We start from the raw sequence: 15,204 nt of genomic DNA on the forward strand, positions 1-15,204 counted from the left end.
CGAAGACCTCGTCGAGGAACTCCCGCAAGATATCGATCTGCTCTTCGTGAGCGCGTTTTCCCAGGGGGCCCAACTCGCCTACGCCATCAGCGAGATGTTCCGCCAGCGGGGCGCCGTCACCTGTATCGGCGGCCCGCACGCCCGCTGCTATCCCCAGGACGCTCAGAAGTACTTCGACTACGTGTTCGGCTTCACCGACAAGGAGGTGCTCAACGGAGTCCTCGACGACTGCCAGCCGCAGCGGCCCCTGGGCCGCCACGTGACGGCCGAGACGCAGCCGGTGTCCCTGCCCGGTGTGCGCGCGCGCTGGAAGTTCATCGAGCCGACGCTCAACAAGGCGCCGTTGTTCAAGATCGTCCCCATGCTCGGCAGCCTCGGGTGCCCGTACACGTGCAGCTTCTGCATCGATTCCGTCATCCCCTACCAGCCGCTCGACTTCGACGAGATGCGGGACGACCTCCGCTTCCTCGCGAAGAAGATGAAGCGGCCGATCGTCGGCTGGCACGACCCCAACTTCGGGGTCCGCTTCGACGACGTGCTGGGGGCGATCGAGGACGCCGTCCCCCCCGGCACGATCGAGTTCATCGCCGAGAGCAGCCTCTCCCTGCTCGGGGAGCCGCGGCTCAAGCGACTCGCGAAGGCCGGCTTCCGCGCGATCCTCCCCGGCGTCGAGTCGTGGTACATGCTGGGGAACAAGTCGAAGTCGCGGAACCGTCACGGGCTCGAGAAGGTCCGCCAGGTGTCGGACCATTCCAACCTCATCACGAGCTACATCCCCTATCTCCAGACCAACTTCGTGATGGGTCTCGATTGCGATGAAGGCCCCGAGCCCTTCGAGCTCACGAAGAAGTTCCTGGATGCCTCGCCCGCCGCCTTCCCCGGCTACTCCCTGCTGACGTCGTTCGGAGAGGCGGCCCCGCTCAACCTCGAATACCAGCAGGAAGGGCGGGTGCTCGGCTTCCCGTTCCACTTCCTCAACAACAATCACGCGATGAACCTCAAGCCGAAGAACTACGAGTGGATCGAGTTCTACGACCACGTCATCGACCTCACGCAGTACAGCTTCTCGAAGCGGGCGGTCTGGCGTCGGCTGAGGGCCAACCGCGGCGGCATCCCACGGCTCCTGAACGCCGTGCGCGCACTCTCGTCGGAGGGGAACGGGAGGATCGCCTACTACACGACCGTGCGCGACAAGCTCAAGTCGGACCGGAAGTTCCGGGACTACTTCGAGGGCGAGACGCAGGAGTTGCCGCAGTTCTACATCGACCGCGTGAAGCACGATCTCGGGCCGCTGTGGGAGTTCCTGCCCGAGGGCGCGATCGAGCACGACCCCTACGCCTATATCAAGAGCACGGGCGGCGCGGCCCCGGTGCAGGCGCGGGCCGGAGCGGTCGTCCACTAGTCGAGGAAAGGTCCCGCGTCCGGGGAGGTCCGTCCCGGGCCGGACCCCCGAAGCGAGCCACGTCGCGATGTCCAGAGCCTTCGTCAACGAAGACGCGACGCACGAACCCGAGCCGCGCTACGCGCTCCCGCCGCGCGAGTCGCCGCGCTTTGACGCGGCCGCGGCGCGGGCCCTCCTGGAGGGCGCCCACATCGGCAACACGCAGAGTGCCGAGACCGCGACCGGCTACGCCTGGGGCGACCCCGCCCTGGCGCCGCACATCGAGGATCTGATCCGCGAGGCGGAGGGACTCGGCGACGAGCGCATGGCTCGCCTCGGGCGACGCTACCTGCGCGCGGCCCGCCGCTGACGGGAGGCGAAGAGGCCGCCGCACTCGACCCACGACGGGGGATGGAGGCGGAAACCTGGACCGGATACCGAGGCTGATCGCCGGCATCACCGGAACCGCGGCCGCGCTCTTCTATCGCGTGGACCGGCATGGGCCTCCGCTCCCGGACGGTCCGTTGATCGTGGCGGCCAACCATCCCAACAGCCTTGTCGATGCCATGCTGATCTTCCGGTGCAGCGACCGGATCACGCGGCCGCTGGGTCGCGCACCGCTCTTCGACCGGTTCCTTCTGGGTCCGATGCTGCGGGCGCTGGGCGGCATACCGGTCCACCGCAGGGAGGACGATCCCGAGGCAATGCACCGCAACGAGGAGATGTTCCGGTCGGCGGTCGACGTGCTCCACGGGGGCGGCGCCATCCAGATCTATCCCGAGGGCAAGAGCCACTCCGAGGCGCGCCTGGCGGAGTTCCGCACGGGGACCGCGCGGATCGCGCTGCAGGCGGAGGAAGGCGCCGACTGGGGGCTCGGGCTGTCGATCGCGCCCGTGGGGATCACCTATGCCGCCAAGGAGTTGGCCAGAACCGAGGTCGCCGTGCGGTTCGGCAAGGCGTTCGGGTGCGCGGACCTGAAGGAGGCGTACCGGGAGGATCCCGTCGCCGCGGGGCGCAGGCTCACCGAGCGGATCGAGCGGGGGGTGCGCCGCGAGACGCTGAACTTCGGCCGCCCCCGAGACCGGATTCTCGTCGAGGTGGCGGAGCAGCTCTACGTCCGTGAATTGCGGTGGGTGCCGTGGCGGACCCGGGAGCCGCTGGGGACGCGCTTCCCCCGCCTGCAGCGTTTCGCGCGGGGCCTGGAATGGATCCGCCGGGCGCACCCCGAGGAGCACCGCCGCCTGGTGGAAAAGGTGGCGCGGTATGCCCGGCTGAGCGACGAGCTCCGTGCCGGGGAAGGGGACGTGCCTCCCCGCTACAGCTTCCTCCCGGTCGCGAAGTACGTCGTCGTGCGCGGAACGCTCCTGGCGCTTGGGCTTCCCTTCGCGGTGGCCGGATCCCTGCTCTGGGCTCCCATAGTCCGGCTGCCCGGCTTCGTCGTCAGGCTCGTGAGACCCGAACTCGAGGTCACCGCGACGGTCAAGCTGGGGACGCTCCTGGCCGGGACGTGTGCGGCCTGGATCCTGGGGCCCGTGCTGGGCTATCTCGTGGGGGGATGGACGGTCGCCGCGGTGGCGGCCGTGGTGCCCCCCGCGTGCGGCTTCGTGGCGATGCTGTGGATGGAACTCGCCCGCGAGGTGCGAGAGGACACCGCCGTCTTCCTGCGGCTGCAGGGCCGCCCCGATCGCCGCGAGCAGTTCGCCAGACTGCGCTCGGAACTCACCGAGACCCTCCGGCAGCTGGAAGAGCAGTGGATGGATGAACGCCAGGTTCATGAGAGATGATCGTTACGCGAGACCCCGACATCGAGCTGTGCTCCTTCGCGGTCAAGTACCCGTTGTTCGAGCTTGAACCTCTCAGCATCGAACTGACTGCGGGGGAGCGCGTGGCCCTCGTCGGCCCGAACGGGGCGGGGAAGACCACGATCCTGCGGGCGCTCTCGGGGTTGCTGCCGGAGTACGAAGGCGAAGTGCGGTTCGGAGGCGTCGATACGCGCACGCTCCTGCCCGGCTTGCGCAATCACGTTCGCGTGATGCCGGAGAGACTCCTCGGATTCGCCGGAATGACGGTTCGGCAGCACTTCGACCTGCTTGCACGCTTCTACGACAACTGGGATCGCGACTACGAGGCGCGATTGACGGAGCGGCTGGAGATTTCCGACGCCGCGAATCTGGGGACTCTCTCGAGCGGTACCAAGGCAAAGGTTGCGTTCGTGTCGGCGGAGGCCTGCCGACCCCGCGTCCTGCTCCTCGACGAGCCGACGGCCGGCCTTGACCCGGTCATGCGCCGGCGCCTCATGGATGTCGTCGTCGAGAGCCTGGACGAAGACCCGGGGAGAGTCCTGCTGTTCTCGACTCATATCCTCGAGGATGTCGAATGGCTGGCCGAACGCGTGCTGGTCCTCGTCGACGGAACCATGATCGCCGACCGTTCGGTGCGACACATGCGCGCCGACCACGCGTCGCTGGCGGATGCCCTCTACGACCTCCTGGACGCCCATTGAACCTGCGGCATGTCGGCGACCTGACCCGCGTGGAAATCCAGCGCGCCAAGCCTCTGTTGGTGCGCCTGTATCTTGCCGGGGCGGCCGGTCTCGTCCTGTTCTACATCTTCGGACGGGCCACCGACGAGAACGTTCTGGCGGTCGTCATGGGAGTGACGCTGGGATCGCTTGTGGTGGTGCCCTTCGCCGTCATGCGAGACAGGCTCGATGGGACATTGGAGTTTCTGCTGTCCCTTCCGGTGACCGTATCCGATCTCGTTGCGGCCCGTTTCCTTGCGGCGGCTGCGGGGTTGTTGCCCGGCGTGATCGCCACCGGCGTGACGCTCATGCTGGTCGAGCCGCCCGCCGAGTGGGGGGTGCTCGTGGGGGTGGCGCCGTTTCAGATCGCGCTGGGGTACTGGGCGCTGCTCACGCTTGCGGCTTGGTGCCTGACGGCCGCTGCGGCTTGCGAACTGACCAGACTCATCACTTGGTCGATCGCAGCGATGGTTGTTCTTGTGGGTTGGGTCGCCCCGCGGGTGCTCGGCCTACTGCAACGCGAAGGCATCGGCGCCGCACTCCGGTCATTCCTGGAGCATCCCTACGCCCCCATCGCCATTGGAGCGGTCACGCTGGCCATCTTCACGGCGCTCGCCGCCGCCGCCTTCGGTATCGCTCAGCGGGGCGTGGCACGCTATCCGTCTCGGCCCGAGAAACCTCTCTGACCAGACGGCCCACCACCACGGGCCGGATCCGCTTTGCGGATGCGATACCTGAGGATCGTGCGGTATTCGTCGGGATCCCCCGGGCCGGCCATGGTCGGCCCGACGATGTACTCCTCCTCGTGTCCGCCGAACGTCTCGTAGCCCTCTGCCTCGACGAACGCTTTGAGGCGCTTGATCGTCGGCTGCTCGGCATCGTAGCGGCCGATGTGGAGGATCTCGGCGATGGTTCCGTATTCCCACGTCGTGATCGAGGCCGTCACGCCGTCCGGCGGCGTGTGCTCCGGCAGCGATTCCACGGCCTCGGGGACAGGTAGCGCGTACCGGCCGACCCATTCGCTCCTCGGAATCTCGTCCAGCCCCTCCTGCCAGCGCGCGCGGACGACCGGTGGCGAGAAGCCGGTCGCCGCCCCGCTCGAGAAGTAGAGCTGGAACAGGAGTCCGAACGCCGCACTACCGATCTCGTCCGGATCGCCGATGGCCCGCACCTCCAGCACCCGCTCGTCAGCCCGCTCCACGATCCGCGGCTCGACCAGGTGCTCGAACGCGACCGGATCGACCTCCTGCCCGCCGAGTTCGACCGCAGCGACTGCCGCACCAAGGGACCATGCCAGGAGCCCGGGCGCCCACCGCAGCACACCAGGGGTGCGACGGGTCACGGCAGGTCCAGAATCGGGATACCCATGGCTTCTGCTGCGCTCGCCATACGGCGATCGTAGCTGGCAAGTTCGACGGCTTGGCCACGCCCCCGCAGGAACTCCAGCGACGCCAGGTGAAGCCCATCCAGTGTCCGGACGGGAACCGGGAACGCGTCGAGCGCCCGGGCCAGTACGGGTGGCGCCAGCTCGACCAGCGAGATTCGAGCGATGAGCGAGTGTGCCGCCTCCGACCGCGATGACGCCAACTCGCGGGCGTGCAACCGCGTCCACATCTCGTACTCCAACAGACGACTGGAAACGAGCGTGTCGGTCCAGAACGAGGTCGGCGGACGGCGGTCTTCCGCGAGCAGGTGGGCCAAGGCGACGGAAGTGTCGACGTAGATCACCGGTCGCTTCGGTCACCTTCCAGTTCACCAAGCAACTCGGACAGCGTGGCCACCGGCGGCCCGCCTCGGGGAGGCTCGGAACCGGGAGCGAGAGCCGGCGTCAGCCAGCCATTCCGCACCGCATCGGCGAGCATGGCGTCGGCCAGGATCGGACTCCTCGCTTCCCGCGGAGGACCGATCTCGGCCACGACCCGGTCGCGGTCGGTGACGAGTACGGTCTCACCTGCCGTGGCGAGACGTACGTACTCGCTCAGCTTGCTGTTCAGCGTCTTGATGCCTACGGATCTCATGCCACTGTAAGTAGCTACCGGTAGCTACCTACGTCAAGTGGTAGCGTTCGCTTCGAGCCGGACGGCCCACCAGACGGCGGCGACGGCGGCGGCGCTGGCGAGAAGGTGGAGGGCGAGGCCGATCTGCTCGGCGGACTCCAGGGCGCCGGCGCGCTCAAGCAGCAGGCGCCAGTTGTTCGAGTGATCGCCGATCAGGGGGAGGGCGAGGCGGTTCGCGGCGGCCATCGACTCCGCCGCGTACATGAGGCTCTCGGCCGACCACAGGGCGCCCACCGCCGCGGGGATCGCCTCCCCCCGCCGCCACAGCCGGAACGTGATGTAGAGGGGTACGGCGAGCTGAAGCAGCGGGCCGGCCAGCACGGCGAGCGTTTCGCCGCCGGCCGAAAGCCGGGCCAGCGGCGAGAAGACGACGCGGCCCGCCTCGTGGATGAGGAGGTTGATCCCGTCCACCCAGTGGTAGCGGTAGAAGAAGACGAGCCACGCCGTGTACACGCACATGACGACGAGCCCCACCCGCCGGGGCCCGATCGTCTTCCAGAGGTACGAGAGGAGCTTCACGCGGAACTACCCGCCGGCACCTACCCGTTCGGCGGCCAGTCCGGGAGCGCGCGGCCCGTCGTCCACGGCACCCCGGCCGCCTCCAGCCGCGCCTCCAGCGCCGGCAGATCCGTTTCGATGAGCTGGCTCATGTCGGGATACAGCGCCGTGAAGGCATCGTTCGCGATCCCGTACTGCTCGCGGTGCGTCTGCGTGGGGCCGTGCAGACCGTTCCAGTGGCCGCGCACGACCTGGTTCACGCGGGCCACGATCCCCGGCATCTCCGGCTCGGCGCGGGAGGCCCGCGTGCGGGAGCCGTTCAGCGTCTCCTGCAGGTCGAGGAGCCGCAGCTCCAGCGCGCGGGCCTCCTGCCGGAGGGCCGGGTCGGCCGACGGCCAGCGGTCCAGGGCCTGCTTCATGGCCGAGATGCGGGCCATCGCGGCCCCCGCCACCCGCTGCGTCCCGGAGACGGCGCGGAGCAGCTCCCCGGTCTGTCGCTGGAAGGCGAGCACCGCCGCCCGGTCCTGGAGCGGGATCGCCGAGCCCCCCATGGGCGCGATCTCGAACGGCACCGGCCCGGCCAGCTCGGTCACCTCGCCGTCCACGCGTTGCGAGAGCGACACCGTGTAGCTCCCCGGCAGCGCCATGGGCCCGTTGCCGCCCCCGCCCCCGAACCCGCCGAAGCCGAAGCCGCCCCCGCCGCCCCCCGTGACCGGGTTGTAGCCCGGGTACCGGTAGTTCCACGTCGCCCGGCGCATGCCCTGCGAAGCCGAGCCGTTCACCGTGTTCACGACGTTCCCGTCCCCGTCCCGGATCGTGAGGAACACCCGCGGCGCCTCCTCCCGGTCCTCCGCCTCCAGTTCCTCCCACGTCGGGTACGGCGTGTCTTCCCCCTGCCGCTGCAACCGCCGTTCCTCCGCCCGCCGCGCCGCCTCCCGCGTGCGCAGCGTCTCGCCGACGTAGTAGGTGAACGTGACCCCGAAAGCCGGGTTGTCCGCCGTGTAGAAGCTCGACCCGCTCGTCCCGCCCGGACTCCAGCGCAGGTACATCTCCCCGTCCTTCACCTCGAAGATGTGCCCGTCCGAGGCGAGGATCTCGTCCGACCGCGCCGCCAGTTCCCGGAGCGGCGTGTAGTCGTCGACCACGTAGAACGAGCGCCCGAAGGTCGCCGCGACGAGGTCATCCTCCCGCTTCTGGATCTCCAGTTCGCGCACCGGGATCGTCGGCAGGCCCGTCCCCAGTTCCATCCACGACTCGCCGCCGTTCACCGACGTGAAGGCCGAGAACTCCGTCCCCAGGAACAGCAGGTTCGGCTCCACGTGGTCCTGCACGATGGAGAAGGCGGGGCCGTTCTCCGGGAGGTCCCCCGAGATCGAGGTCCACGTCACCCCGCGGTCCGTCGACTTGAGCACGTAGGGCCGGAAGTCGCCCCGCTTGAAGTTGTTGATGACGGCGAACACGGTGTTCGGATCGTGCAGCGACGCCTCCACGTCGTGCACGAAGCTCGTGTCCGGCACCCCCGGAAAGCTCTCCACCGCGCGCCAGTTCTCGCCCCCGTCCTCCGTCACCTGCACGAGCCCGTCGTCCGTGCCCGCGTAGATGAGCCCCTCCACGAAGGGAGACTCGGAGACCGCCACGATGTGCCCGAACACCGACGTCGAGCGGTTCTTGCCCACGGCGTCCACGCTCCACACCCGCCCCATCACCTCGAGCTGGTTGCGGTCGAGGTTGCGCGTGAGGTCGCCCGAGATCGGCCGCCAGGTCGAGGCCTGGTCGTCCGACTGGAAGAGGATCTGGGCCCCGTAGTAGAGACGGTGGTTGTCGTGCGGCGACATGTGGAGCGCCGCGTCCCAGTACCAGCGCAGCGGCGGCCCGTCCGCGTCTTCCTGCGGCTGGATGTCGAGCCGTTCCTTCGACACGCGGTCAAAGCGCGACAGCACGCCGTTCTGGAGCTGGGAGTAGATGATGTCCGGGTTCTCGGGGTCGATGACGGGGTCGAAGCCGTCGCCCCCCAGCGTCACGTACCAGTCCGAGTTCCGGATCCCCGCGTTGTCGGCCGTCTGCGCGGGACCGCCGAGCGTGTTGTTGTCCTGCGTCCCCCCGTACACGTAGTAGAACGGCTCGTCGTTCGAGGTCGCGACCTTGTAGAACTGGGTGAGCGGCAGGTTGGAGAAGAAGTGCCAGCTCTCCCCGAAGTCCCGCGTCTCGTACAGACCCCCGTCGTTGCCGAGGATGATGTGCTCCGGGTCGTCAGGGTCGAACACGATCGCGTGATGGTCCACGTGGACGCCCTGCGTCGGGAGCCGCTCCCACGTCTCCCCGCCGTCCTCCGACATCTCGACGAAGGTGTCGAGCGAGTAGATGCGGTCGAAGCGGTGCGGGTCCGCGTACAGTTCGTGGTAGTACATGGCCGCGCCCGACTGGTAGCGCGACGTCCGCGACCAGTTCTCTCCCATGTTCTCCGAGCGGAAGGTGCCCCCGGCGTCGCCGCTCGCCTCCACGATCGCGTAGAGGACGTCCGGGTTCTGCGGCGAGATCGCGAACCCGATGCGCCCCTTGTCCCCCGACGGGAGCCCGCGGTTGATCTCGCGCCACGAGTTCCCGCCGTCCGTCGATTTGTGGATCCCCGAGCCCGGCCCGCCGTCGATCATCGTCCACTGGTGCCGCCGCCGCTGCCACGACGTCGCGTACATCACGTCCGGGTTCCGCGGGTCGAAGTAGACCTCGTTCACGCCCGTGTGCTCGTCGATCTCGAGCACCCGTTCCCACGTCTCGCCCCCGTCCGTCGTCCGGTACAGCCCGCGCTCGCCGCCCGCGTTCCACAGCGGCCCCTGCGCCGCCACGAAGACGACGTCGGAATCGTCCGGATGGATCTGGATCTTCCCGATGTGCTCGGAGGTCTCGAGTCCCATGTTCCGGAACGAGCGCCCCCCGTCGATCGACTTGTAGACGCCGTCCCCGTACCCCACCGAGCGCTGCCCGTTGTTCTCCCCCGTCCCCACCCAGAGCGTGAGATGGTCGTTGGGGTCGAGCGCGATGGCCCCGATCGAGTAGGACCCGTAGTCGTCGAAGATCGGCGTCCACGTCGTCCCGGCGTTCGTCGTCTTCCAGACGTTGCCGGAGGAGGCCGCCACGTACCACACGCTCCGGTCCGTGGGATCCACCGCGATGTCCGCGATCCGTCCGGAGGCCAGCGCGGGGCCGATGCTCCGCCACCGGATGCCGGAGATGAACCCGGCGTTCAGTTCGGGCGCGCCGTCCTCGTCATCCTCGCCCTCCTGGGCGGCGAGCGCCCCCGGAGTGCCGAGGACGCCGAGCGCGCCGAGACTCGCCATCCCCGCGAGGAGAAGGGCGGGGAAGCGGGAGATGGCGCCGCGACGAGCGTACGGGTTCGCGTGGAGTCTCTCGAAATCGATCATGATCGCACCTTGTGCCGGTGGCTGGTGGCTATCGGGCGGTTTCGCCTGTGGGATTCGCAGGTTGGGAAGGTCGGCCCGAGGACGGGCGGCGGGCAACCCGTCAGCTCGAATCGATCTCGGGATCGGGCGGGTGGACTCCGAACAGGTGCCCTTCGACGCGGGCGACCCGGTCCGCCGCGGCCACCCGCGTCTCCACGAGTTCGGCGCGGACGGCGTCGATGCGGTTGCCCAGGCGCTCGTCCGCCCCGCGGATTTCAGCGCGAAGTTCCTTGCGCAGGTTGCGCGACAGCCCGCAGAAGATGACGCAAACGCCGATCAACGTGGCCGACAGGATGAGGTCGGCGATGAGATCCGTTCCCATGGTGTCGCAGTGACTCCCGTGAAGGTTCGCGAGCGAGCGGGCTCCCGCCCCGATACTCGACCCGTCCCGAACCTACGGTCCCCCATCAACGCACCATCAACCCGGCGCGGTCGGGCCAATTCGCGGCTTCCTCCCAGCCTGCTCTCAGGCGAAAAACGGCCCGGATCACCACAATCGGTGGCGAAAACCGGGCCGTGCTTGCAGCGGTGCCGCCCGAAGGCCGGGCTCCACGACTCGAGCCACGTCCGGAACCCCCGGACGCCGGGGAGGAGGTCCCAACGGAAGCGTGTCGATCTCTCCGTCCATGTACTCGACCATGGTCGCGAGGCTGACGTGCGCTCGGTCGGGCCAGCCCCGGCGGCGGAAGGGGAGTGGCCAGCCGATCTGCTCCTCGTGCAGGAACATGTAGCGACTCTCGTCGTCGCGCCGGTAGAGCGCCACCGTCTCCGGGAGACCGCCGCGCTCCCGCCATCCACGATCAAAATCGCCGGGCGCGTACGACGTGACTTGATCGTCATCGATCCAGGCATACCGGACCTGGAACCGGCCGAGGCCGGCGGCGTCGAAGCGTCCGTCCCCGGACGTCACAGGGACCTCTCCGATCGCGACGCCGTCACGGACGACCCGGATCCGTTCGGGACACAGGTCGCATCCCGGCCACTCGCTGGGCCGCATGTCCGCGGCGTCGCGGCCCACGAAGAAGATCGTGTACTTGCTTCGATCCGTTGTTGAGTCGGCGTCCATGGCTTACGGAGATGCGGCGTGTGTCGTCAACGAGTCAACCTCTGGGAGCGTGCAGCGCAGTGGCCACGCCAACGATAGCGACCTGTTTTCATTGAAATCTGAACGCTCGCCGATCAGATTTCGATGATGACGCCGGCTCGAAGCGCTACCGGCTCGCCGGTCACATCCGGGCACTTTCCGCCGCCGATCTCGCAAGACACGCTGGCCTCCGGGCACAGGAACACGCGATGCTGCAACGGTTTGACGAGCGAAACCGCGACCTCGTCGTCAACGTGAACGGCGCACTCGTTCACCGCGACGAGGCCGGCGTGAGCCCGTTCGACTCGGTAGTACAGGGGGGCGATGCCGTCTGGGAGGGGCTGCGCCTGTACGACGGGCGCATCTTCAAGCTGCGGGAGCACCTCGCCCGGCTCCGGTCTTCGGCCTTGGCGCTTGCCTTCGCGGAGATCCCTGCGGATGAGGAGATCATCGAGGAGATCCGCCGGACGCTCGCCGCCAACGGCATGCGGGACGGCGTACACATTCGGCTCACGCTGACGCGGGGCGTGAAGGTCACCAGCGGCATGGACCCGCGCCTCAACCGGTCGGGGCCCACGCTCATCGTGCTCGCCGAGCACAAGGCGCCGGTGTACGAGCGGTCGGGCCTCGAGCTGATCACGAGTTCGCTGCGCCGCTTCGGGCCCGACACGCTGGCTCCGAAGATCCATCACGCGAACCTCCTGCAATCGATCCTGGCCAAGATCGAGGCGAACGCGGCCGGGGCCGATGACGCGCTGATGCTCGACGGAAACGGCTTCATCGCCGAGACGAATGCCACCCATCTCTTTTTCGTGCGCGACGGCGTCGCGATGACGAGCCGGACCGTCGCCTGCCCCGAGGGGATCACCCGCGCCACGGTGCTCGAACTCTGCGCGGAACACGACATTCCGAGCCGGGTGAAGGATCTCTCCCTCGCCGAGGCCTACCGCGCCGACGAGGCGTTCTGCACCGGCACGATGGGCGAACTGGCGAGCGTAACCGAAATCGACGGGCGGGTGATCGGAGACGGGTCGCCGGGGCCGCTCACGAAGCGGCTCAGCGACCTCTACCGGGATCTGACCGCGCGCCAAGGGGTCGTCGTGGTCGGCCGCGAGACGTAGATCCGGCTCGGTCCGGCCCGCTTCCGCGGCACGGATCGTTTGCTCGGCGCGCGCGAAAGTGTTGTCTCGCCATCGGTGTAACCGGCGCGTATCATCCGGCGGAAAGGAGGGGTCCATGACGACAGCGGATTGGCGGGTTCCGGAGCCGCTCGACACCGTCGAAATCGAAGCGGCCGGCGGTGCCCGCATCATCCTTCGGCGACACGGGGACGTGAAAGGTCCGCGGCTCATCCTGAGCCACGACAACGGACTCGCGATCGACCTCTACTACCCCTTCTGGTCGCGCCTCCAGTCCCGCTTCGAGTTGATCGTCTACGACCTCCGCAGCCACGGCCGGAACCCGACGGCCGACCTCGCCCACCACAACGTCGCGACCTTCACGGCCGACGATGATCGCATCCGGGCCGGCATCGAAGAGCACTTCGGCGCCAAGCCGGCGGTCGGCGTGTTCCATTCGCTGTCGGCGATGGTCGCCCTCAACCACGATCCGCCGGGGCGCGGGTACGCGGGGCTCGTTCTCTTCGATCCGCCCATGTACCTGGCCGACGGCGACCACTACGGCATCGACACGCTCTGGCGGCGGCTGGGCATGCTGGCGCGGCATCGCCAGCCCATGTTCGCCACGAGGGAGGAGTTCGCCGAGGAGTTCCGGCGTTCGTGGGTGTTCGAGTTCACGCGCCCGGGGGTGGAGCACCTCGCGGCCGAGGTCCTGCTCGAGCCCGCGTCGGACGGCGACGGGTACGAACTCCGCTGCCCGCGCGAGTTCGAGGCGCAGGTGTTCGACTACGGCTTCGCGTACGCCTTCGAGCCGGACACGACGAACTTCGCCTGTCCCGTGAAGGTGATCGGCGGCGACCCGAGCGTCGAGTTCTCCTCGCTGCCCAGCGTCGACCTCGAGGGACTGATCGGGTGGGACTACGACTTCATCCCCCACACGACGCACTTCCTCCAACTGGAGCATCCCGAGGAGTGCGTCTCGACGATGATCGCGTTCCTCGAACGGGAGCGCCTCGCGTAAACCGCCCGCCGCCGCCTGTGCCGCGGGGTCGTGCGTCGCCGACCGCTCCGGTCGTCGTCTGGTTCCGGCGGGATCTGCGCATCCACGACAACCCCGCCCTCGCTGCGGCTGCTGGCTTGGAACGGCCCGTCGTCCCTCTGTTCGTCCTGGACGAGGAGAGCTCTGGAGTTCGGGCCCTGGGCGGGGCGTCCCGATGGTGGCTGCACCAGAGCCTGCATGCGCTGTCCGGAGACCTGGCGGGGCTCGGGCTTTCCCTCTGCCTGCGGCGGGGCCCGGCGACCGACGTCCTCCCGGAGCTCGTACGGGAGACCGGTGCCGCCCGCGTGGTGTGGAACCGGTGCTACGAGTCGGCGTCCGTGGCGCGCGACACGGAGATCACGTCGACGCTTCGCGCCGCCGGCGTGGAGACGGAGAGTTACGCGGGCTCGCTCCTCAGCGAGCCGGGCGAGGTCCTGACCGGTCAGGGGACGCCCTACAAGGTCTTCACCTCATTCTGGAAGCGGCTCCGAGAGTGCTACCGCGCGCCGCCGCCGTATCCGGCGCCGAAGCGGCTGACCCCCGGCCCCGCGGTCGCGAGCGACCGCCCGGACGTCTGGGGGCTGCAGCCCACGGCGCCCGACTGGGCCGGGGGACTCCGAGAGACTTGGGCAGTGGGGGAGGCCGCGGCCCGGCGGCGGCTGGCCGACTTCATGGAGGACGGCGTCGAACGATACTTGGTCGACCGCGACCGGCCGGACCTGGAGGGCGGCTCACGACTCTCGCCGCACCTGCATTGGGGCGAGATCGGGCCGCATCAGGTGTGGCGCGCCGCGGCTCACCTGATCGAGTGGGAAGCGCCCGGCGAGAGCGGCCCCGAAGCGCTCCTTCGCGAGCTCGCGTGGCGCGATTTCAGCCACCACTTGCTGTCCGACTCTCCCCACATGGAGACGGGCAACTGGCGGCCCGCCTTCGACCGCTTCCCGTGGCGCGACGACCCGCGGGCGCTCGCCGCCTGGCAGGAGGGCCGCACCGGCTACCCGATCGTGGACGCGGGGATGCGCGAACTCTGGCACACCGGCTGGATGCATAACCGCGTGCGGATGATCGCCGCGTCTTTCCTGACGAAGGACCTGCTGATCCACTGGCGGGACGGCGAGGCGTGGTTCTGGGACACGCTCGTCGACGGCGACCTCGCCAACAACGTCGCCAACTGGCAGTGGGTCGCGGGTTCGGGCGCCGACGCGCAGCCCTTCTTCCGCATCTTCAACCCCGTCAGACAGGCCGAGAAGTTCGATCCGGCCGGCGCCTACGTGCGCCGCTGGGTGCCCGAGATCGCGCGCCTCCCCGACCGCTGGCTCCACCAGCCGTGGGAAGCTCCACCGAACGTGCTCGGCGAAGCCGGCGTCGAACTCGGCCGCGACTACCCGCACCCCATCGTCGACCACGCCGCAGCCCGCCACCGGGCCCTGAGCGCCTACGAGAAGATGCGTCATCCGTAGTCGCCGGAGTCATCAGCCCGAACGATGCTGGCGGCGCGCCGAATGGACGGCGTTGGCGGCCTCGAGGCCGGCGGCGGCCCGGGCGGGTCGGAAGGGGCAGAGGCCTTGACGAGCCCGGCGGCGTGCCGGAACGTCGACCCAACCCACGGTGGCCGAATGGGAGGCGCGCGATGATCGAAAACATCAGGGCTGCCGCAAGCGGCTTCGCCCTGCGCTGGACCGTTCTCTGCGGGCTCGGCTTGACGGGTGGGCTGGCCGTCGGCCTGGGCTTGGCAGCACCGGTCGAGGCGGTCGTGGGCATGATGTTGGTGACGCCCCTCACCCTGGCGTTGGCCGGTTCGATGTTCGGCGGCGCCCAGTGGCTGGCCCTGGGAAGGAGTCCCCGGTTCGGCGCGTCATGGGTCGGGACCTCGGGTCTCGGCCTCGGTGTCGGCATGACGGTCGGCATTGTGCTGGTCGAGACGCTCGGCCAGGCGCTGACCGGCGAGCCTATGCGCCTGGCGGCGCTCGACATGCTCGGCCGAGTCGGCGGCTTGACGTTCGTCGGGGCGTTCGCCGGCCTGGGGCTGGGCGCGGCGCAGTGGCTGG

Annotated in this window: 16 protein-coding genes; 9 read left to right on the top strand and 7 right to left on the bottom strand. The window is 68.9% G+C overall.

The genetic code is table 11. The features are described from left to right. From OXN85_08975 to OXN85_08995, 5 genes are all read left to right on the top strand, one after another. The coding region (locus tag OXN85_08975; protein ID MCY3600091.1) for a radical SAM protein at positions 1 to 1,402 on the top strand (1,402 nt) is incomplete at its 5' end. 67 nt (positions 1,403 to 1,469) lie between these two features. Next, positions 1,470 to 1,751: a hypothetical protein gene (locus OXN85_08980; GenBank protein ID MCY3600092.1), complete on the top strand. Its 282-nt coding sequence runs from the start codon at positions 1,470 to 1,472 to the stop codon at positions 1,749 to 1,751. Positions 1,752 to 1,869: 118 nt separating this feature from the next. Then, complete coding sequence (locus OXN85_08985; protein ID MCY3600093.1) at positions 1,870 to 3,165, top strand: 1-acyl-sn-glycerol-3-phosphate acyltransferase; 1,296 nt, start codon at positions 1,870 to 1,872, stop codon at positions 3,163 to 3,165. After that, on the top strand, positions 3,162 to 3,884 hold the full coding sequence (locus tag OXN85_08990; GenBank protein ID MCY3600094.1) for an ABC transporter ATP-binding protein: 723 nt from the start codon (positions 3,162 to 3,164) through the stop codon (positions 3,882 to 3,884). The genes OXN85_08985 and OXN85_08990 overlap by 4 nt, the downstream gene beginning before the upstream one ends. Then, positions 3,881 to 4,588: a hypothetical protein gene (locus OXN85_08995; protein MCY3600095.1), complete on the top strand. Its 708-nt coding sequence runs from the start codon at positions 3,881 to 3,883 to the stop codon at positions 4,586 to 4,588. Before OXN85_08990 ends, OXN85_08995 begins: the two co-directional genes overlap by 4 nt. Here the strand turns inward: OXN85_08995 and OXN85_09000 are convergent. From OXN85_09000 to OXN85_09030, 7 genes are all read right to left on the bottom strand, one after another. Next, entirely contained in the window at positions 4,558 to 5,244 is a 687-nt protein-coding gene (locus OXN85_09000) for a GyrI-like domain-containing protein (protein ID MCY3600096.1), read from the bottom strand. The two genes, OXN85_08995 and OXN85_09000, sit on opposite strands and share 31 nt — an antisense overlap. Beyond that, positions 5,241 to 5,630: a PIN domain-containing protein gene (locus tag OXN85_09005; GenBank protein MCY3600097.1), complete on the bottom strand. Its 390-nt coding sequence runs from the start codon at positions 5,628 to 5,630 to the stop codon at positions 5,241 to 5,243. The genes OXN85_09000 and OXN85_09005 overlap by 4 nt, the downstream gene beginning before the upstream one ends. Beyond that, positions 5,627 to 5,920, bottom strand: coding sequence for a prevent-host-death protein (locus OXN85_09010; GenBank protein MCY3600098.1), 294 nt, complete (start codon positions 5,918 to 5,920; stop codon positions 5,627 to 5,629). Before OXN85_09010 ends, OXN85_09005 begins: the two co-directional genes overlap by 4 nt. Before the next feature lie 33 nt (positions 5,921 to 5,953). Next, entirely contained in the window at positions 5,954 to 6,478 is a 525-nt protein-coding gene (locus OXN85_09015; protein MCY3600099.1) for a hypothetical protein, read from the bottom strand. Positions 6,479 to 6,498: 20 nt separating this feature from the next. Further along, positions 6,499 to 9,876 (bottom strand): glycosyl hydrolase, encoded by a 3,378-nt coding sequence (locus tag OXN85_09020; GenBank protein ID MCY3600100.1) that lies wholly within the window; start codon positions 9,874 to 9,876, stop codon positions 6,499 to 6,501. Positions 9,877 to 9,976: 100 nt separating this feature from the next. Then, on the bottom strand, positions 9,977 to 10,237 hold the full coding sequence (locus OXN85_09025; protein MCY3600101.1) for a hypothetical protein: 261 nt from the start codon (positions 10,235 to 10,237) through the stop codon (positions 9,977 to 9,979). A gap of 165 nt (positions 10,238 to 10,402) precedes the next feature. Continuing rightward, entirely contained in the window at positions 10,403 to 10,981 is a 579-nt protein-coding gene (locus OXN85_09030) for a hypothetical protein (protein ID MCY3600102.1), read from the bottom strand. 227 nt (positions 10,982 to 11,208) lie between these two features. On the opposite strand from OXN85_09030, the gene OXN85_09035 reads away from it, so the two are divergent. The 4 genes from OXN85_09035 to OXN85_09050 form a co-directional block, all read left to right on the top strand. Next, on the top strand, positions 11,209 to 12,120 hold the full coding sequence (locus OXN85_09035) for an aminotransferase class IV (protein MCY3600103.1): 912 nt from the start codon (positions 11,209 to 11,211) through the stop codon (positions 12,118 to 12,120). Positions 12,121 to 12,235: 115 nt separating this feature from the next. Further along, positions 12,236 to 13,138 carry an alpha/beta hydrolase gene (locus tag OXN85_09040; GenBank protein MCY3600104.1) on the top strand — a complete coding sequence of 301 codons (903 nt, stop codon included), beginning with the start codon at positions 12,236 to 12,238 and terminating at the stop codon, positions 13,136 to 13,138. A gap of 17 nt (positions 13,139 to 13,155) precedes the next feature. After that, positions 13,156 to 14,616: a deoxyribodipyrimidine photo-lyase gene (locus OXN85_09045; protein MCY3600105.1), complete on the top strand. Its 1,461-nt coding sequence runs from the start codon at positions 13,156 to 13,158 to the stop codon at positions 14,614 to 14,616. 170 nt (positions 14,617 to 14,786) lie between these two features. After that, positions 14,787 to 15,204 (top strand): hypothetical protein (locus tag OXN85_09050; GenBank protein ID MCY3600106.1); only part of this gene is annotated, 418 nt, incomplete at its 3' end.

This window comes from Candidatus Palauibacter australiensis (assembly GCA_026705295.1).
In the GTDB taxonomy this organism is placed as follows: domain Bacteria; phylum Gemmatimonadota; class Gemmatimonadetes; order Palauibacterales; family Palauibacteraceae; genus Palauibacter; species Palauibacter australiensis.

What these genes read in the sequence shown, in the direction of transcription:
- OXN85_09020 (MCY3600100.1), bottom strand. Translation starts at nt 9,876, where the DNA reads ATGATCGATTTCGAGAGACTCCACGCGAACCCGTACGCTCGTCGCGGC.
- OXN85_08980 (MCY3600092.1), top strand. Translation starts at nt 1,470, where the DNA reads ATGTCCAGAGCCTTCGTCAACGAAGACGCGACGCACGAACCCGAGCCG.
- OXN85_09040 (MCY3600104.1), top strand. Translation starts at nt 12,236, where the DNA reads ATGACGACAGCGGATTGGCGGGTTCCGGAGCCGCTCGACACCGTCGAA.
- OXN85_09035 (MCY3600103.1), top strand. Translation starts at nt 11,209, where the DNA reads ATGCTGCAACGGTTTGACGAGCGAAACCGCGACCTCGTCGTCAACGTG.
- OXN85_08990 (MCY3600094.1), top strand. Translation starts at nt 3,162, where the DNA reads ATGATCGTTACGCGAGACCCCGACATCGAGCTGTGCTCCTTCGCGGTC.
- OXN85_09010 (MCY3600098.1), bottom strand. Translation starts at nt 5,920, where the DNA reads ATGAGATCCGTAGGCATCAAGACGCTGAACAGCAAGCTGAGCGAGTAC.
- OXN85_09025 (MCY3600101.1), bottom strand. Translation starts at nt 10,237, where the DNA reads ATGGGAACGGATCTCATCGCCGACCTCATCCTGTCGGCCACGTTGATC.
- OXN85_09030 (MCY3600102.1), bottom strand. Translation starts at nt 10,981, where the DNA reads ATGGACGCCGACTCAACAACGGATCGAAGCAAGTACACGATCTTCTTC.